The organism is Pseudomonas sp. SM4, assembly GCF_051913165.1.
Lineage (GTDB): Bacteria > Pseudomonadota > Gammaproteobacteria > Pseudomonadales > Pseudomonadaceae > Aquipseudomonas.
This window is the reverse complement of record NZ_JBODOE010000003.1, coordinates 315,916-333,724: the sequence shown is the minus strand read 5'-3', so window position 1 is coordinate 333,724 and position 17,809 is coordinate 315,916. Positions and strand designations below refer to the sequence as shown.

Below are 17,809 nucleotides of genomic sequence, written 5' to 3'. Positions count from 1 at the left end.
CATAACCTGTGGCGAGGGGATTTATCCCCGATGGGTGGCGAAGCCGCCCCAAAACCTGCAACCGCAGTCTGTCGGTTTTACCGTGTCGGATGGTTTTGCGACTGCTGCGCAGCCGGTCGGGGATAAATCCCCTCACCACAGGGGGCCTATTCGTCCTCACTGTATTATGTGGCAGTTGGATTACCTGCCTCTCCTACGGACGACACTAACCTGTGGATGAACCATAACCTGTGGCGAGGGGATTTATCCCCGATGGGTGGCGAAGCCGCCCCAAAACCTGCAACCGCAGTCTGTCGGTTGTACCGTGTCGGATGGTTTTGCGACTGCTGCGCAGCCGGTCGGGGATAAATCCCCTCACCACAGGGTTTGTGTCCGGCCGAATATGTAAAAAGTGGCAGTTGGATTACCTGCCTCTCTCGGAGTAATGTTCGGGCCTGTCTCACCTGATTTATCCAAGGAACTGGAAATATGCTGCGTCGCCGCATGCTGATCATGTTGGGTGTTGTGTTGCTGATCGTCCTGGTGCTGGGCGGGTACAAAGCCTTTTCGATCTACACGATGATCCAGGGCTTTTCCAAGCCGAAACCGCCGATCAGCGTCGCCGTGGCCAACGCCAGCGAACGGCCGTGGCAGATGCGCTTGCCCACCGTCGGCACGCTCAAGGCATTGCAAGGCGTCGAGCTGAGTCTGGAAGTCGCCGGCACGGTCACTGAACTCAAGTTCGAATCCGGACAGAAGGTCAAAGCCGGGCAACCGTTGCTGCAACTCGACAGCGCCGTCGAAACCGCCCTGCTGGAAACCGCCAAGGCAGACTTGGGTCTGGCGCAACTGGACTTCGGCCGTGGCGCGCAACTGGTCGACAGCCGCGCCATCTCCAAAGGCGAATTCGACCGCCTCTCCGCCGTGCTGCAAAAGAACAAAGCCACGGTCAATCAGCTCAACGCCTCACTGGCGAAAAAACGCATTCTCGCGCCGTTCAGCGGCACCATCGGCATCCGTCAGGTCGACGTCGGCGACTACCTCGCCAGCGGCACCAAAATCGCTACGTTGCAGGATTTGAGCAGCCTCTACGCCGACTTCTACCTGCCCGAACAATCGGTGCCGAAACTGGCCATCGGCCAACCCGTACAGATCTCGGTTTCGGCTTACCCCGGGCAAAATTTCGCCGGCAAGATCAGCGCAATCAACCCGATCGTCGAAAGCACTACGCGCAACATCCTGATCCGCGCCACCTTGGCCAACCCCGACGGCAAACTGTTGCCCGGCATGTTTACCAGCCTCGAAGTGCTGTTGCCCGATCCGCAGAAACACATCGTCGTGCCGGAGAGCGCGATCACCTACACCCTCTACGGCAACTCGATCTACGTGGTCGGGCAGAAAAAGGCCGAAGACGGCAGCGTCGAAAAAGACGACAAGGGCCAACCCGTACTGATCGCCGAACGCCGCTTCATCGAAACCGGTGAACGCCGCGATGGCCTGGTGATGATCAACAAGGGCGTGCAGAACGGCGAACAAGTGGTGACGGCTGGCCAGATCAAACTGGACAACGGCGCGCACATCGCCATCAGCGACGACAAGACCCTCGGCGAGCAGAACAGTCCGCCCCGCGCCGACTGATCAAGGAAACCCCATGGCTTTTACTGATCCGTTCATCCGCCGCCCGGTGCTCGCCACCGTGGTCAGCCTGCTGATTGTGCTGCTCGGCTTTCAGGCCTGGAGCAAGTTGCCGCTGCGCCAATACCCGCAAATGGAAAACGCCCTGATCACGGTGACCACCGCCTACCCCGGGGCCAACGCCGAAACCATTCAGGGCTACATCACCCAACCGATGCAGCAGAGCCTGGCCAGCGCCGAGGGCATCGACTACATGACCTCGGTCAGTCGCCAGAACTTCTCCACGATCTCGATCTACGCACGCATCGGCGCCAACACCGACCGTTTGTTCACCGAGCTGCTGGCCAAGGCCAACGAAGTCAAAAACCAGCTGCCGCAGGATGCCGAAGACCCGGTGCTGAGCAAGGAATCCGCCGACGCTTCGGCACTGATGTACATCAGCTTCTTCAGCAAGGACTTGAGCAACCCGCAGATCACCGACTACCTGTCGCGGGTGATCCAGCCAAAACTGGCGACCCTGCCGGGCATGGCTGAAGCGGAGATTCTCGGCAATCAGGTGTTCGCCATGCGCCTGTGGCTCGACCCGATAAAACTTGCCGGTTTCGGCCTCAGCGCCGCCGACGTGACCAACGCTGTGCGCCAGTACAACTTCCTCTCCGCCGCAGGCGAAGTGAAAGGCGAGTACGTGGTGACCAGCATCAACGCCAACACCGAGCTGAAATCCGCCGAAGCGTTCGCCGCCATTCCGCTCAAGGTCAGTGGCGACAGCCGCGTGCTGCTCAGCGATGTCGCGCGGGTGGAAATGGGCGCGGAAAACTACGACTCGATCAGCTCGTTCGGCGGCACGCCATCGGTGTACATCGGCATCAAGGCGACACCGGGCGCCAACCCGCTGGACGTGATCAAGGAAGTGCGCAAGATCATGCCGGAGCTGGAAGCGCAGCTGCCGCCGAACCTCAAGAGCGAGATTGCTTACGACGCCACCCTGTTCATCCAGGCGTCCATCGACGAAGTGGTAAAAACCCTGTTCGAAGCGGTGCTGATCGTCATCGTCGTGGTGTTCCTGTTCCTTGGCGCGTTGCGCTCGGTGGTGATCCCGGTGGTGACCATTCCGCTGTCGATGATCGGCGTGATGTTCTTCATGCAGATGATGGGCTACTCGATCAACCTGCTGACGCTGCTGGCGATGGTGTTGGCCATCGGCCTGGTGGTGGACGATGCGATTGTCGTGGTGGAGAACATTCACCGGCACATCGAGGAAGGCAAAACACCGTTTGACGCGGCCCTTGAAGGCGCACGGGAAATCGCCATGCCGGTGGTCTCGATGACCATCACGCTGGCGGCGGTGTATGCGCCGATCGGTTTTCTCACCGGACTGACCGGGGCGCTGTTCAAGGAGTTCGCGCTGACGCTGGCCGGGGCGGTGGTGATTTCCGGGGTCGTCGCCCTGACCCTGTCGCCAATGATGTGCGCTTATCTGCTGCGCCACGAACAGAACCCCAGCGGCCTCGCTCATCGCCTCGACCGCCTCTTCGACGGCCTCAAGCGCCGCTATCAAAGCACGCTGCACGGCACACTGAATACGCGCCCGGTGGTGCTGGTGTTTGCAGTGATCGTACTGTGCCTGATTCCGGTGTTCCTCAAGTTCACCAAATCTGAACTGGCGCCGGACGAGGATCAGGGCATCATTTTCATGATGGCCACCGCCCCGCAGCCAACCAACCTTGATTACCTGAGCACCTACACCGACGAGTTCATCAAGATCTTCAAGGAATTCCCGGAGTACTACTCCTCGTTCCAGATCAACGGCTACAACGGTGTGCAGGCCGGCATCGGCGGCTTCCTGCTCAAGCCGTGGAACGAGCGCAGCCGCACGCAGATGCAGATCCTCCCCGAGGTGCAGGGCAAACTGGGTGCGATCCCGGGATTGCAGATTTTCGGTTTCAATCTGCCCTCCCTGCCCGGCACCGGCGAAGGCTTGCCATTCGAATTCGTCATCAACACGGCCAACGATTACGAGCTACTGTTGCAAGTCGCTGACCGGATCAAGAAGCGCGCGATGGAGTCGGGCAAGTTCGCCTTCGTCGACCTCGACCTGGCGTTCGACAAACCGGAAGTGGTGGTCGACATCGACCGCGCCAAAGCGGCGCAGATGGGCGTGTCGATGCTCGATCTGGGCAGCACCCTGGCAACGCTGCTCGGCGAGGCGGAAATCAATCGCTTTACCATTGCAGGGCGCAGCTACAAGGTCATCGCCCAGGTTGAACGGCCGTACCGCGACAACCCGGACTGGCTGAACAACTACTACGTGAAAAACACCCAGGGCGAATTGCTGCCGCTGTCGACGCTCATCAAGGTCAGCGACCGTGCCCGGCCGCGCCAGCTCAACCAGTTCCAGCAACTCAACGCGGCGAAGATTTCCGGGTTTCCGCTGGTGAGCATGGGCGAAGCGATCGACACGGTGTTGCAGATCGCCCGCGAAGAGGCACCGGCCGGTTTTGCTTTCGACTACGGCGGCGCCTCACGGCAGTTCGTCCAGGAAGGCAGCGCCCTGTGGGTGACGTTTGCTTTGGCGCTGGCGATCATTTTTCTGGTGCTGGCAGCGCAGTTCGAGAGCTTCCGCGATCCGCTGGTGATTCTGGTGACGGTGCCGCTGTCGATCTGCGGGGCGCTGATTCCGCTGTTCCTTGGCTGGTCGAGCATGAACATCTACACCCAGGTCGGGCTGGTGACGCTGATCGGGCTGATCAGCAAGCACGGGATCCTGATCGTCGAATTCGCCAATCAACTGCGCAAGGACAAAGGCCTGAGCGCGCGCGAGGCGGTGGAGGAAGCGGCGGCGATTCGTTTGCGGCCGGTGCTGATGACCACCGCAGCGATGGTGTTCGGCATGGTGCCGCTGATTCTGGCTACCGGTGCCGGGGCCGTGAGCCGCTTTGATATCGGCATGGTGATTGCGACGGGGATGTCGATCGGTACCTTATTTACCCTGTTCGTCCTCCCATGCATTTACACCCTTCTGGCAAAACCCGACAAAGCCTGACCCCTGCAGGAGCTGCCGCAGGCTGCGATCTTTTGATCTGAACTGTAAAAACAAAATCAAAAGATCGCAGCCTGCGGCAGCTCCTACAGGGGGAACAAAAAAGGCCTCGCATCTGCGAGGCCTTTCATTTGGGCTTCAATCGATTCAACTTTGTGGCCTCATCCCTTGAGACAATCCGAACATGAACAGCAACAAATCATGGTCGGGTTTACTCGCCACGGAGGCTTTGGCCACCCGTGGTACTGCGCAGTGATCATCCGTCGTGGATGCACCGATGACTTGCATGCGGGGCTGCTCCCAAGCCGCCACCGCCAATGAAGCAACTGCCAAGGCTCCAACCAAAAACAAACCTCGTGCAATTTCTAGTTTCATCGCTATAAACCTTTGATAGCGCTGCCAAACGCCGTCTCATAAAAGTAGACGAGTTTTTTCCAGTCCGCGCCGTTGAACGACGAATGGCGGCGCAATTGCTTCATGTCATGGGCGGCCGCGCGATGGGCGGTCAGACGCTGGCGGCACTTCTCCAGATCGATCAATGCCACTTCGACCTTGGCCGACTCGCCCTCGCCCGTCACCCGTACAAAGACGTGTTTGATATAGATGCAACTGTGCTGCCAACGGCCCTTGTGCATGCGCGCAAGGTTTTCGGCGAGGTCCTTAAGTACGCGCTCGTAAACGGCTTCGCCGTATTGCGTACGACCACCCGCCGCTTCCCACTTTTCCAGTTCGTCAAAACCGTCCAGCGACTTGGTCACCAGCAGCGCACGCCACTTGTATTGCGGGTCAGGCTGCGCGCCGCAGAAAACGATTTCCGGCACGCGCACTCCCAGTTTGCTCACGCCGGTCAGCGCATCGAGTTCACGCAATACCGTCGGGCGGCCAAACGGGTGCAGCCAGCTGCGGTAAATGTGTCCAGTCTGGCGTTTGGCATACAGCAGTTGCCCGTCACGTCCGATGACTCGTTGCACACCACTTTCGCCACCACGGCGGACGTTGGGCTCTTCGACCCACTCACCCTGCTGGTTCCAGTAATAGTCAAAGCGATCCTGCGGAGCGACGTCCGTTCCTGCTGCAAATTGCACTGCCATCCCACTACCTCTTGCGTAATACGTAGACCCGCCACATGGCATAGAGCGGGATGAAATCCAGTTGTTCCTGAATGCGGAACCCTGCTTCTTCAAATTCTTTTTCAACCGTAACAGCCGGTAACACAAAACGGTTCTGGTAACCTTCCTGCCCACGCTTGGCCTCGGCCTTCTTGCGTTTCCAGGCCTTGAAATTGCCATCCACCCACAGCGAAATGATCACGCTGTCACGGGTGACGCGCTCAAATTCACGCAGAATGGCCCGTCGATGCTCGGCTTCACCGATGTGATGGAGCAAACGCATGCAGAAAATGCTGTCGACGGCGTTATCAGGCAAGGCAATGTCGAACGCAGAGGTGTGCAAGGGTTGTACCCGTTTCACCACATCGGCCGGTTGTGCCTGCATCGCGGTCTTGATCATCGACTCGGAGTTGTCCGCGCCGATGATCACCCGGTTCGGTTTTTCCGCCAGCAGTGGCCAGAAACGACCCGCACCACACGGCAAATCCAGCACCAGCCCCGGCTCACCGGCCAATGTCAGCGCCTTGCGTGCCAGTTGTTCATCACGCCAGTGAGACAAGCGACGACCGAGATTGGCTTGATGCTTTTGCAGATATTTCTGCGCATGCGTGTCGTCGTACTTTTCGGAAAAATCGAGTTTGATCGGACCGGCCATCACCAGGACTCCTGAATTACTGATGCCCCCACCTTAAGCAGGGGCGTGTCAGCATCAGGTCATCCATTTGTGAAAAAAATGTCCGGTAAACCCACAAACTATTTCAAGGTTATACAGGATTTAGACAGGTTGGCGGGAGTGGCTGGATGCCACCACTGCGTGTCAGACTTTGCCCAGATCAACCTCAAAACGACAGCCATTGGGCTCCATGGTACTCAGGTTCACCGTCCAGCCCTGGTTCTCGCAGATGCGCTGGACCAGTGACAAGCCCAGCCCCAACCCCTCGCCGCGTTTCTCACTGCCACGGACAAATGGCTCGAACATCGCCTCGCGCTTTTCTTCGGGAATGCCCACGCCCGAATCCTCGACCACGAACCCGTGGGCATTGAGTGTCAGGCGTATGAATCCCTGCTCGGTGTAATGCAATGCATTGCGCAACAGGTTGCCCATAACCGCATTCAACAGGGTCGCGTTATAACGGGTATCCAGCGGGGTGCCCGGTTCGTAAATCAGTTTCAGGCCTTTGCTTTGAATGGGCTCGCGCCACAGGCACAGCAGACTTTCGGCCACCTGGGCAAGGTTCTGCTGAGGCGCCATGCCAGCGTCTTCATGTTGAGCGCGGGCGAGCATCAGGAAAGTCTGCACCAGCTCGCGCATCTCTTCGCTGGCACGCGCGATGCGCTGAACCTGAGAACGCCCGCGCTGGTCGATGCCGGGGTTTTCCAGCAACAATTCACAAGAACTTGCCAGCACCATCAGCGGCGTACGCAGTTCATGGCTGACGTCACTGGTAAACAGGCGCTCGCGGGTCAGTGCCTGACGCAAACGTCCCAGCGTGGCATCGAAGGCCACCGCCAACTCACCGACTTCATCAGCAGCGTAATCCGGCGCCAGTGGAGGCGCCAGTCCAAGCAACTGGTCGCGATGGCGCACTTGCCGCGCAAGACGCACCACCGGCGCCATCACTTTGCGCGCCAGCACCCAGCCGAGGAATACCGCCAGCGCCAGACTGAGCACGAAGCCCACCAGCACCACGGCAAACAGCACGCGCTCACGCTCTTCAAAATCGCTTTGATCCTGCAGCAGTACATAGCGACGACCGTCAACGATCTCGACCATCGCGTGATACGACAATTGTTCGCGGAAAACTTCGTGGAAGCCGGAATCCAGATGGCGCAGATCTTTCGGCAACTCGAAATCGCCCGGGCCGCCACTGAAATAGAACAGCTGGTCCGGTTCGGGACGATGGCTCCAGTCCGAGACGTTGTCCATCAGCAGCAGCCGCTGCAGATCGCCGCCCAGACCAGCCGAAATCAGTTTTTCCTCGACCAGGTGTACCGTCGCGACGATGCCCATGGCGAAGGCGCCGGCCACCAGTGCGCTCATCAGTGCGAAGGCAATGATGATCCGCTGGGAAAGGCTCTGTCTAAACTCCATCAGGCATCGGCCAGGCGGTAACCCACGCCATGCACGGTGTGCAGCAGTGGCTTGGCGAACGGCTTGTCGATCACCTGGCGCAACTGGTGAACGTGGCTGCGCAGGCTGTCACTGTCCGGGCAGTCATCGCCCCACAGCGCTTCTTCGAGAATTTCCCGGCGCAAGACGTGCGGGCTTTTCTGCATCAACACCGCCAGCAATTTGAGGCCAACCGGGTTGAGCTTGAGCAGTTTGCCTTCGCGCGTCACTTCGAGGGTATCGAGGTCGTAACTCAGATCGGCGACCTGCAAGGCGCGACGGCCACCGCCCTGGGCTCGGCGCATCACCGCCTCGACCCGCGCCGCGAGCTCGGACAGGGCGAACGGCTTGATCAGGTAATCGTCGGCACCGGACTTGAAGCCCTGCAAACGATCGTCGAGCTGATCGCGAGCGGTGAGCATGATCACCGGCGTGTCCCGACGGGCATCTTCGCGCAGGCGCTTGCACAGGGTGTAGCCGTCGATCCCCGGCAGCATGATGTCGAGCACGATCAAATCGTAATGCTCAGTGGCCGCCAGGTGCAGGCCCGACAGACCGTCCTGCGCACAGTCGACGGTATAGCCCTTGAGGCCCAGGTAATCGGCCAGATTGGCCAGGATGTCGCGGTTGTCTTCGACCAACAGAATACGCATGGGCACCTCCTCCGTACGGGGTAACGGCCGTCTTGGCCCGCGCAGCTTACGGCCAAGTGTGGCTCAGGGCTAGGCGTGTGTTGGGTTGTTTATCGACAAAAACGTTCATTGTTCGGCGCAACGTTTTTTTCACTTTCGGTTAACGAATCCTCGACGCCAACGGGCGCAGACTCCGCGCGGTTGCGCTCCTCAGAACCTGTTTTCCGCCCAAGGAATTGCCCATGGTGTCGACTTCTCCCCGCCCCGTCCCCAGGCCACTGAGTTTTTGGCTGTGTCTGGGAATTCCCGCCGTCGCGGCCATCGTGCTGGTGTTGCTTGAACTGACCGATCTGGACATGGATCTGGCCAGACTTTTCTACGACCCTGTCGCCGGGGATTTCATCGGACGGCACAGTTACTTCCTCGAAGACATCCTGCATGACCGCGCCAAACAGGTAGTGATCGCCTTCTCGGTGTTCGCCATCTGCGGTTTCGTCGGGGCGTTTTTCATTGAGCGACTGAAACCGTTCAAGCGCGAATTGGGCTGTCTGGTGTTGTCGCTGGGGCTGGCGACTTCGTTTGTCACCCCGGTGAAAGCCGTGACCGCCGTGCAGTGTCCGTGGAGTCTTGAGCAGTTTGGCGGCCATGAGACTTATAGCAAGCTGATGGAACATCGTCCGCAGACCGATAAGCCTGGTCGTTGCTGGCCTGGGGGGCATGCGGCTACGGGGTTCACCTTGTTTGCGTTGTTTTTTGTGCTGCGCGACCGTCGTCCGCGCTTGGCTAAACAGGCGTTTATCTTTGCCTTTGCGCTGGGTTCGGTGTTTTCGATCAGCCGAATGATGCAGGGCGCACACTTCTTTTCGCACAACGTGTGGACGGCGATTTTCTGTTGGCTGATTTGTCTGGGGTCGTATTACTGGGTGCTGTATCGCCCGGCGGTGAAGGCTGAGGCTGTCGTCAGAGCACAACCCGTCCGCGCCTGATCTGACGCCATCGCTGGCAAGCCAGCTCCCACAGAGTCCAAGGTGAAATACATATTGTGTGAACCTTACAAATCCCTGTGGGAGCTGGCTTGCCAGCGATGGTCGCACCTCGGTCTGAAGCCACACCAAATCGAAGGCAATAAAAAACCCCGCTGACTCGCGTCAGCGGGGTTTTGCGTTACGGGGGTAAGGCTGGCTTACATCATGCCGCCCATGCCACCCATGCCGCCCATGTCTGGCATGCCGCCGCCAGCGCCGCCGTCTTTCTTCGGCGCGTCAGCTACTGCAGCTTCGGTGGTCAGGATCAGACCGCCGATCGACGATGCCGCTTGCAGAGCGGAACGAGTCACCTTGGTTGGATCCAGGATGCCCATTTCGATCATGTCGCCGTACTCGCCAGTCGCAGCGTTGTAACCGAAGTTACCGGTGCCGTTCTTGACTTCGTTGACCACAACGCTTGGCTCGTCACCGCTGTTGGCAGCGATCTGACGCAGCGGAGCTTCAACAGCGCGACGCAGAACAGCGATACCGACGTCCTGATCAGCGTTGTCGCCTTTCAGGTCGTTCAGGGTTTGCAGAGCGCGGATCAGCGCAACGCCACCGCCAGGTACCACGCCTTCTTCAACGGCTGCACGGGTTGCGTGCAGGGCGTCTTCAACGCGGGCTTTCTTCTCTTTCATTTCTACTTCGGAACCAGCGCCAACCTTGATTACTGCAACGCCGCCGGACAGCTTGGCCAGACGCTCTTGCAGTTTTTCACGGTCGTAGTCCGAGGAAGTTTCGGCAACCTGAGCGCGGATCTGAGCGATACGCGATTCGATGTCGCCAGCAACGCCAGCACCGTCAACGATGATGGTGTTTTCCTTGGAGATGGTCACGCGCTTGGCGCTGCCCAGGTTTTCCAGGGTGGCTGCTTCCAGGCTCAGGCCGATCTCTTCGGAGATAACGGTACCGCCGGTCAGAACAGCGATGTCCTGCAGCATGGCCTTGCGACGGTCGCCGAAGCCAGGAGCCTTGACGGCTGCAACTTTAACGATGCCACGCATGTTGTTCACAACCAGAGTCGCCAGGGCTTCGCCTTCAACGTCTTCGGAAACGATCAGCAGTGGACGGCCAGCTTTGGCAACGGCTTCCAGCACTGGCAGCATTTCGCGGATGTTCGAGATCTTTTTGTCGACCAGCAGGACCAGTGGGTTGTCCAGTTCGGCAACCATGGTTTCCGGCTTGTTGACGAAGTACGGGGACAGGTAGCCACGGTCGAACTGCATGCCTTCTACAACCGACAGTTCGTTTTCCAGGCCAGTGCCTTCTTCAACGGTGATCACGCCTTCTTTACCGACTTTTTCCATGGCTTCGGCAATGATGTCGCCGATGGAGTTGTCGGAGTTGGCCGAGATGGTACCTACCTGAGCGATTGCCTTGGTATCAGCGCATGGCTTGGACAGGTTCTTCAGCTCTTTGACGATTGCGATGGTCGCTTTGTCGATACCGCGCTTCAGATCCATCGGGTTCATGCCGGCAGCGACGGCTTTCAGGCCTTCGTTGACGATCGACTGAGCCAGAACGGTAGCGGTAGTAGTACCGTCGCCCGCGTCATCGTTGGCACGGGAGGCAACGTCTTTGACCAGCTGCGCGCCCATGTTTTCGAAACGGTCTTCGAGTTCGATTTCTTTAGCGACGGAAACGCCGTCCTTGGTGATGGTCGGAGCGCCGAAGCTCTTCTCGATGATCACGTTACGGCCTTTCGGGCCCAGGGTCGCTTTTACTGCGTCAGCCAGGACGTTGACGCCCTTGAGCATTTTTTTACGGGCGGAATCGCCAAACAGAACTTCTTTAGCAGCCATGATCGATATTCCTTAAATACTTTGTAGTAGCGGGAAAATGAACGGGGGTATCAGCCTTCGATAACAGCGAGGATTTCGTTCTCGCTCATTACCAGCAGGTCTTCGCCGTCGACTTTCACAGTGTTGCTGCCGGAGTAAGGACCGAACACAACCTTATCGCCTTCCTTAACGGACAGTGCGCGCACTTCGCCGTTTTCCAGAGCTTTGCCCGGGCCTACAGCGAGAATCACACCGTGGTTGGCTTTTTCAGCAGCCGAACCTGGCAGGACGATACCGCCAGCGGTTTTCTTTTCTTCTTCGCTGCGACGGATTACGACGCGGTCATGCAGAGGACGAAGCTTCATTGTCGATCTCTCCTAATTGTGGTTTTCATCGGCCGGTGTATTCCCGGCGGGTTTAACAAATCCGGCCTGCGCCGGTTGCGGCTCGTCAAGCGAGTCGCGGAAGACTGACTGGCTCAAATGCCAGAAACCTTTCGGTGACCGATACATAAGGGCGCATAAGCTTATTACAAGGGCGAGGCTAAAAAAATTTCACCGAGGCTCGTCATAAAAGCAGCCCACAAATGAACACGGCACCCGAAGGTGCCGTGTCGATATCGCCGTTACTTGGTGTCGCGGTGTTCGAACTCGCCTTCGATTACATCACCCTCGCGGCCCAGAGGCTCGCGCGGCGCAGGACCGCCACGGGGTTGCAGGTCGTCGGCGAAGGCGCGTTGGCGCATGGCCTGGTCTTCGGCACGCTGGCGCATTTTGTTTGCCAGCAGGCGGCGGGTGAATGGCAGCAACATCACCAGACCGACCACGTCGCTGATAAAGCCCGGCAGGATCAACAGGCCACCGGCCAGAGCCAGCATCAGGCCCTCAAGCATGGTTTGCGCGGGCAGTTCGCCGCGATTCAGGCTTTCACGGGCACGCAGTGCCGTGGCCAGACCGGCGACGCGCAGCACGAACACGCCGAACATCGAGCCGACAATGATCAGCAGCAGGGCCGGGAAAAACCCGATAGACCCTGCCACTTTGACGAATACGAACAGCTCCAGCACCGGAAACAGCAGAAAGAGCAACAGAAAAGGGCGCATCAAAGTTTCCTCAACGCAAGAAATGCCTTGCAGTAAGCCTTAGATGACGTCGCTCTTTCGTGAATTCAAGCTTCGGCCGTCGCATTTTTTGGCCAGACCTCAGCGTGAGCCAGAGAAACCAAGGCTTCGCGCACTTGTGTCGGCGTATTACAAGGCGTTGGGAACGGCAGCCAATGCAGCGCCTGACCGATACGCAGGTGCATGCCTTCGGTGTCGATCCCGGCCAGTTGCGCCGGCACGGTTTTCGGCAGACCGGCAAGATCGACATAGTGCGCGATGGCTTTGGCGTGGTCGCTGTTCATGTGCTCGACCATGCTGATCTCAGCCTTGCCGACGAACGGGTTGGCCAGGGTCAGTTGATCGACCCAGTGAATCGCGCCGAACCCGCCGATGTAGCGATGGCGCACCGGCGTCAGCACCCAGAAATCGAAATCGTGGGCCTTGTGGTAATTCTGCGAGTCAGGGAAATAGCGGTAGTAGCGCTCGGCAGCCGCTTCGATGGCCGTGGCGTCTTCGAGCTTTTGCGCTTCGGCGAGATAGGTCAGGCGACCAACAGCTTGCACGTCGTCGGCTTCACGCTCACCCACCAACAGCGAGCATTTCGGATCTTTCTGCAGGTTGTGGGTGTGCTGGGCGATGCGGCTGATCAGGATCAGCGGGCGGCCCTGCTCGTCCAGGCAGTACGGCACCACGGAGCCAAAGGGAAAACCGGGCATCGATTTGGAGTGCGTCGACAGCACTCCGCGGTATTCCTTGAGAAGCAATTCTCGGGCATTCTTCGCCACTTCAACGCTCAATTTATGACTCCTTAAATAGAATCCGTCGAAAAAACGGACGGGCGCCGGGGATCAAGTCCCAGTCACGCCATCGGGCAATTCTCATGTGCAGTCGCGCCCAGGCCGGTGCAGATCGGGAGTCGCTGACAATAAAAACTAATCAGACCTGCTATCGGGGCATGCGAATGCAACTCAACGACAAAGTAATCATTATCACTGGCGGTTGCCAGGGTTTGGGCCGCTCCATGGCCGAGTATTTCGCTGGCAAAGGCGCGAAACTCGCGCTGGTCGACCTCAATCAGGAAAAACTCGACGACGCGGTGGCCGCTTGCAAGGCCAAGGGCGTCGAGGCGCGCAGCTACCTGTGCAACGTGGCCAATGAAGAACAGGTCGAGCACATGGTCGCTCAGGTTGCCGCCGATTTCGGTGCGATTCACGGCCTGATCAACAACGCCGGGATCCTCCGTGATGGCCTGCTGTTGAAGGTCAAGGACGGCGAAATGACCAAGATGAGCCTGGCACAGTGGCAGGCGGTGATCGACGTCAACCTGACCGGCGTGTTCCTCTGCACCCGTGAAGTGGCGGCGAAAATGGTCGAGCTGAAGAACACTGGCGCGATCATCAACATTTCGTCGATTTCGCGGGCCGGCAACGTTGGCCAGACCAACTATTCGGCGGCCAAGGCTGGCGTGGCAGCGGCGACGGTGACCTGGGCCAAAGAACTGGCGCGTTACGGGATTCGCGTGGCGGGGATTGCGCCGGGCTTCATCGAAACCGAGATGACCCTGGGCATGAAGCCGGAAGCGCTGGAGAAGATGACCTCGGGGATTCCGCTCAAGCGCATGGGCAAGCCAGAAGAGATTGCGCATTCGGCGGCGTATATCTTCGAGAACGACTACTACACTGGTCGGATTCTGGAGATGGATGGCGGCTTGCGTATCTGAAGCAAGATCAAAAGATCGCAGCCTGCGGCAGCTCCTACATGGGATTTCTGTAGGAGCTGCCGCAGGCTGCGATCTTTTTCGATCAATCGTCGCTGATGGTGATGTTCGGCATCGCCGGCGTTGCCGCTTCCTGCAACACGATCCGCGCGCCGACGTGGCGGGCCAGTTCCTGATAGACCATGGCAATCTGGCTGTCCGGCTCGGCGATCACCGTAGGCTTGCCACCATCGGCCTGCTCGCGGATCAGCATCGACAATGGCAGCGAAGCGAGCAGCTCAACGCCGTACTGGGTCGCCAGCTTCTCACCACCACCCTCACCGAACAGATGCTCGGCATGCCCGCAGTTCGAGCAGATATGCACGGCCATGTTTTCCACCACGCCCAGCACTGGAATGTTGACCTTGCGGAACATTTCCACGCCTTTGCGCGCGTCGAGCAGGGCCAGATCCTGCGGGGTGGTGACGATCACAGCGCCCGCCACCGGGACTTTCTGCGCCAGGGTCAGCTGGATATCGCCGGTGCCTGGCGGCATGTCGATGACCAGATAATCCAGGTCGCCCCACGCGGTTTGCGTGACCAGTTGCAGCAGCGCGCCGGAAACCATCGGGCCGCGCCAGACCATCGGCGTGTTGTCGTCGGTCAGGAAAGCCATCGACATCACTTCAACGCCATGCGCCTTGAGCGGCACAAACCACTTCTGATCCTTGACCTCAGGGCGGGTGCGTTCGGGGATACCGAACATGATGCCTTGGCTCGGGCCGTAGATATCGGCGTCGAGAATGCCGACCTTGGCGCCTTCACGGGCCAGCGCCAGGGCGAGGTTGGCGGCGGTGGTCGACTTGCCCACACCGCCCTTGCCCGAGGCCACGGCAACCACGTTCTTGACGTTGGCCAGCCCCGGGATCTGCGCCTGGGCCTTGTGCGCGGCGATCACGCTGTTGACTTCAACCTTGGCGATCACCACGCCGTCGAGGTTTTCGATGGCCAGTTGCAGCAATTGCGCCCAGCCACTCTTGAACAGACCGGCGGCGTAACCGATTTCCAGCTGCACATTGACGCGATCACCGACGATTTCGATGTTCTTCACGCATCCGGCGCTGACCGGATCCTGGTTCAGGTAAGGGTCGGTGTATTGGCTGAGGACGGCTTCCACCGCTGCGCGAGTGACGGCGCTCATGGGCAACTCCGATAACAAGACTGGGAAAAGATGGCGGGTATCGTACCGTGCTGATTCATTTGAGTTCAGGAGATTTATAGCCAAACACACTCAGTTGAGCTGGAAAACCATTGTGGTGAGGGGATTTATCCCCGACCGGCTGCGCAGCAGTCGTGAAATCATTGAACACGGTATGCCTGATTTACCGAGTTGTCTGGTTTTGGGGTGGCTTCGCCACCCATCGGGGATAAATCCCCTCGCCACAAATGTACTCAAAGTACCCAGCGGCGCAGGGGTGAAAAATATGCGCCAGCGCTTTATAGTGGCCGACCTCCGTTTCATCAAGTAGCGAAGCCCCACATGTCCGAACCACGCAAGATCCTCGTCACCAGCGCCCTGCCCTACGCCAACGGTTCGATTCACCTTGGCCATATGCTGGAATATATCCAGACCGATATGTGGGTGCGCTTCCAGAAGCATCGCGGCAATCAATGCATCTACGTCTGCGCCGACGACGCCCACGGTTCGGCGATCATGCTGCGTGCGGAAAAGGAAGGCATCACCCCGGAACAACTGATCGCCAACGTGCAGGCTGAACACAGCGCCGACTTTGCCGAGTTCCTGGTTGATTTCGACAACTTCCATTCCACTCACGCCGAAGAAAACCGTGAGCTGTCGAGCCAGATCTACATCAAGCTGCGTGACGCCGGGCACATCGCCCAGCGCTCGATCACCCAGTATTTCGACCCGGAAAAGAAAATGTTCCTGGCCGACCGCTTCATCAAGGGCACCTGCCCGAAATGCGGCACTGAAGACCAGTACGGCGACAACTGCGAAAAATGCGGCGCGACCTACGCCCCGACTGATCTGAAGGATCCGAAGTCGGCGATCTCTGGCGCCACACCGGTGCTCAAGGATTCCCAGCACTTCTTCTTCAAACTGCCGGACTTCCAGGAAATGCTGCAAGCCTGGACCCGCAGCGGCACTTTGCAAGACGCCGTCGCCAACAAGATCGCCGAATGGCTGGACGCCGGCCTGCAACAGTGGGACATCTCCCGCGACGCGCCGTACTTCGGTTTCGAGATTCCGGGCGAGCCAGGCAAGTATTTCTACGTGTGGCTGGACGCGCCGATCGGCTACATGGCCAGCTTCAAGAATCTTTGCGAGCGCACGCCGGATCTCGACTTCGACGCGTTCTGGGCCAAAGACTCCACCGCCGAGCTGTACCACTTCATCGGCAAGGACATCGTCAACTTCCACGCACTGTTCTGGCCAGCGATGCTCGAAGGCGCGGGCTACCGCAAGCCGACCGGCATCAACGTACACGGCTACCTGACCGTCAACGGCCAGAAGATGTCCAAGTCGCGTGGCACGTTCATCAAGGCCCGTACGTACCTCGATCACCTGTCGCCGGAATACCTGCGCTACTACTACGCGGCCAAACTGGGCCGTGGCGTCGATGACCTTGACCTGAACCTCGAAGACTTCGTGCAGAAGGTCAACTCCGACCTGGTCGGCAAAGTGGTCAACATCGCCAGCCGTTGCGCCGGTTTCATTCAGAAGGGCAACGGCGGCCTGCTGGTCGACAACAATGCCGCACCGGAGCTGACCGAGGCTTTCCTCGCCGCTGCGCCAGGCATTGCCGACGCCTACGAAGCCCGCGACTTCGCCCGCGCCATGCGTGAAACCATGGCCCTGGCCGACCGCGCCAACGCCTGGATCGCCGACAAGGCCCCATGGTCGTTGAACAAGCAGGAAGGCAAGCAGGATGAAGTCCAGGCGATTTGCGCCACCGCCATCAACCTGTTCCGCCAACTGGTGATCTTCCTCAAACCGGTGCTGCCGCTGCTGGCCGCCGATGCCGAGGCGTTCCTCAACGTCGCCCCGCTGACCTGGAACGACCACACCACCCTGCTGGCCAACCACCAGCTCAACGAATTCAAGCCGTTGATGACCCGCATCGACCCGGTAAAAGTGCAAGCCATGAGCGACGCCTCGAAAGAAGACCTGACCGCCAGCCAGACCGACACCGGCGCCGCTGCCCCGGCCGGCAATGGCGAACTGGCCAAGGATCCGCTGTCGGCGGAAATCGACTTCGATGCTTTCGCCGCGATCGACCTGCGCGTCGCGCTGATCGTCAAAGCCGAACACGTTGAAGGTGCCGACAAGCTGCTGCGCCTGACACTGGACATCGGTGACGAGCAACGCAACGTGTTCTCGGGGATCAAAAGCGCCTACCCGGATCCGTCCAAGCTCGATGGTCGTCTGACCATGATGATCGCCAACCTCAAGCCACGGAAAATGAAGTTCGGTATCTCCGAAGGCATGGTGATGGCAGCCGGCCCTGGCGGTGAAGAGATCTACCTGCTGAGCCCGGACAGCGGCGCCAAGCCGGGTCAACGCATCAAGTAACACTTGGCAGTGAATCGATCCCACAGGCGTGCCCGGCATGCCTGTGGGATTTTTCATATCTGGCCGGATAATGCCTAACCTTAAGAGACAGCCGCCCGTTTCGCT

Annotated in this window: 15 protein-coding genes; 5 read left to right on the top strand and 10 right to left on the bottom strand. The window is 59.1% G+C overall.

What is annotated here, in order from left to right; genetic code table 11:
- The first annotated feature begins 468 nt into the window (after positions 1 to 468).
- Together ACQ4MY_RS07195 and ACQ4MY_RS07190 are read left to right on the top strand one after the other, a co-directional pair.
- A complete protein-coding gene (locus tag ACQ4MY_RS07195; RefSeq protein ID WP_008079367.1) occupies positions 469 to 1,617 on the top strand; it encodes an efflux RND transporter periplasmic adaptor subunit in 1,149 nt (382 codons plus the stop codon).
- A 13-nt stretch (positions 1,618 to 1,630) separates the two neighbouring features.
- Complete coding sequence (locus ACQ4MY_RS07190; RefSeq protein WP_440094552.1) at positions 1,631 to 4,657, top strand: multidrug efflux RND transporter permease subunit; 3,027 nt, start codon at positions 1,631 to 1,633, stop codon at positions 4,655 to 4,657.
- Positions 4,658 to 4,801: 144 nt separating this feature from the next.
- Here the strand turns inward: ACQ4MY_RS07190 and ACQ4MY_RS07185 are convergent, their stop codons facing one another.
- The 5 genes from ACQ4MY_RS07185 to colR all read right to left on the bottom strand — a co-directional run bounded on the left by ACQ4MY_RS07185 (position 4,802) and on the right by colR (position 8,526).
- The gene (locus ACQ4MY_RS07185) at positions 4,802 to 5,029 is read right to left on the bottom strand and encodes a hypothetical protein (protein WP_045123044.1); all 228 of its coding nucleotides are present in this window, start codon (positions 5,027 to 5,029) and stop codon (positions 4,802 to 4,804) included.
- A 2-nt stretch (positions 5,030 to 5,031) separates the two neighbouring features.
- Entirely contained in the window at positions 5,032 to 5,745 is a 714-nt protein-coding gene (locus tag ACQ4MY_RS07180) for a lipopolysaccharide kinase InaA family protein (protein WP_440094550.1), read from the bottom strand.
- Positions 5,746 to 5,749: 4 nt separating this feature from the next.
- On the bottom strand, positions 5,750 to 6,418 hold the full coding sequence (locus tag ACQ4MY_RS07175) for a class I SAM-dependent methyltransferase (protein ID WP_008079371.1): 669 nt from the start codon (positions 6,416 to 6,418) through the stop codon (positions 5,750 to 5,752).
- A 162-nt stretch (positions 6,419 to 6,580) separates the two neighbouring features.
- Positions 6,581 to 7,855, bottom strand: coding sequence for a sensor histidine kinase (locus ACQ4MY_RS07170; RefSeq protein WP_008079372.1), 1,275 nt, complete (start codon positions 7,853 to 7,855; stop codon positions 6,581 to 6,583).
- Positions 7,855 to 8,526, bottom strand: a complete 672-nt coding sequence (gene colR, locus ACQ4MY_RS07165) for a two-component system response regulator ColR (protein ID WP_126365982.1) — start codon at positions 8,524 to 8,526, stop codon at positions 7,855 to 7,857. Before colR ends, ACQ4MY_RS07170 begins: the two co-directional genes overlap by 1 nt.
- A 221-nt stretch (positions 8,527 to 8,747) precedes the next feature.
- On the opposite strand from colR, the gene ACQ4MY_RS07160 reads away from it, so the two are divergent.
- Positions 8,748 to 9,491, top strand: coding sequence for a phosphatase PAP2 family protein (locus tag ACQ4MY_RS07160; RefSeq protein ID WP_440094547.1), 744 nt, complete (start codon positions 8,748 to 8,750; stop codon positions 9,489 to 9,491).
- A 197-nt stretch (positions 9,492 to 9,688) separates the two neighbouring features.
- On the opposite strand, the gene groL is transcribed toward ACQ4MY_RS07160, so the two are convergent.
- The 4 genes from groL to ACQ4MY_RS07140 form a co-directional block, all read right to left on the bottom strand.
- Complete coding sequence (gene groL / locus ACQ4MY_RS07155) at positions 9,689 to 11,335, bottom strand: chaperonin GroEL (protein ID WP_008079375.1); 1,647 nt, start codon at positions 11,333 to 11,335, stop codon at positions 9,689 to 9,691.
- A 50-nt stretch (positions 11,336 to 11,385) separates the two neighbouring features.
- Positions 11,386 to 11,679 carry a co-chaperone GroES gene (locus ACQ4MY_RS07150; protein ID WP_007916610.1) on the bottom strand — a complete coding sequence of 98 codons (294 nt, stop codon included), beginning with the start codon at positions 11,677 to 11,679 and terminating at the stop codon, positions 11,386 to 11,388.
- A gap of 260 nt (positions 11,680 to 11,939) precedes the next feature.
- On the bottom strand, positions 11,940 to 12,416 hold the full coding sequence (locus ACQ4MY_RS07145; RefSeq protein ID WP_201228321.1) for an FxsA family protein: 477 nt from the start codon (positions 12,414 to 12,416) through the stop codon (positions 11,940 to 11,942).
- A 65-nt stretch (positions 12,417 to 12,481) separates the two neighbouring features.
- Entirely contained in the window at positions 12,482 to 13,213 is a 732-nt protein-coding gene (locus tag ACQ4MY_RS07140; protein ID WP_440094544.1) for a HugZ family protein, read from the bottom strand.
- A gap of 164 nt (positions 13,214 to 13,377) precedes the next feature.
- Between ACQ4MY_RS07140 and ACQ4MY_RS07135 the strand changes: the two genes are divergently transcribed.
- On the top strand, positions 13,378 to 14,136 hold the full coding sequence (locus ACQ4MY_RS07135; RefSeq protein WP_016986667.1) for an SDR family oxidoreductase: 759 nt from the start codon (positions 13,378 to 13,380) through the stop codon (positions 14,134 to 14,136).
- Between the two features lie 82 nt (positions 14,137 to 14,218).
- Here ACQ4MY_RS07135 and apbC read toward each other — a convergent pair whose 3' ends face one another.
- Complete coding sequence (gene apbC, locus ACQ4MY_RS07130) at positions 14,219 to 15,313, bottom strand: iron-sulfur cluster carrier protein ApbC (RefSeq protein WP_008079385.1); 1,095 nt, start codon at positions 15,311 to 15,313, stop codon at positions 14,219 to 14,221.
- A gap of 339 nt (positions 15,314 to 15,652) precedes the next feature.
- On the opposite strand from apbC, the gene metG reads away from it, so the two are divergent.
- Positions 15,653 to 17,704, top strand: a complete 2,052-nt coding sequence (gene metG, locus ACQ4MY_RS07125; protein ID WP_158833792.1) for a methionine--tRNA ligase — start codon at positions 15,653 to 15,655, stop codon at positions 17,702 to 17,704.
- The last annotated feature ends 105 nt before the right edge of the window (positions 17,705 to 17,809 follow it).

Coding starts and splice junctions, on each gene's coding strand:
- ACQ4MY_RS07195 (WP_008079367.1), top strand. CDS start 469: ATGCTGCGTCGCCGCATGCTGATCATGTTGGGTGTTGTGTTGCTGATC.
- ACQ4MY_RS07190 (WP_440094552.1), top strand. CDS start 1,631: ATGGCTTTTACTGATCCGTTCATCCGCCGCCCGGTGCTCGCCACCGTG.
- ACQ4MY_RS07185 (WP_045123044.1), bottom strand. CDS start 5,029: ATGAAACTAGAAATTGCACGAGGTTTGTTTTTGGTTGGAGCCTTGGCA.
- ACQ4MY_RS07180 (WP_440094550.1), bottom strand. CDS start 5,745: ATGGCAGTGCAATTTGCAGCAGGAACGGACGTCGCTCCGCAGGATCGC.
- ACQ4MY_RS07175 (WP_008079371.1), bottom strand. CDS start 6,418: ATGGCCGGTCCGATCAAACTCGATTTTTCCGAAAAGTACGACGACACG.
- ACQ4MY_RS07170 (WP_008079372.1), bottom strand. CDS start 7,855: ATGGAGTTTAGACAGAGCCTTTCCCAGCGGATCATCATTGCCTTCGCA.
- colR (WP_126365982.1), bottom strand. CDS start 8,526: ATGCGTATTCTGTTGGTCGAAGACAACCGCGACATCCTGGCCAATCTG.
- ACQ4MY_RS07160 (WP_440094547.1), top strand. CDS start 8,748: ATGGTGTCGACTTCTCCCCGCCCCGTCCCCAGGCCACTGAGTTTTTGG.
- groL (WP_008079375.1), bottom strand. CDS start 11,335: ATGGCTGCTAAAGAAGTTCTGTTTGGCGATTCCGCCCGTAAAAAAATG.
- ACQ4MY_RS07150 (WP_007916610.1), bottom strand. CDS start 11,679: ATGAAGCTTCGTCCTCTGCATGACCGCGTCGTAATCCGTCGCAGCGAA.
- ACQ4MY_RS07145 (WP_201228321.1), bottom strand. CDS start 12,416: ATGCGCCCTTTTCTGTTGCTCTTTCTGCTGTTTCCGGTGCTGGAGCTG.
- ACQ4MY_RS07135 (WP_016986667.1), top strand. CDS start 13,378: ATGCAACTCAACGACAAAGTAATCATTATCACTGGCGGTTGCCAGGGT.
- apbC (WP_008079385.1), bottom strand. CDS start 15,313: ATGAGCGCCGTCACTCGCGCAGCGGTGGAAGCCGTCCTCAGCCAATAC.
- metG (WP_158833792.1), top strand. CDS start 15,653: ATGTCCGAACCACGCAAGATCCTCGTCACCAGCGCCCTGCCCTACGCC.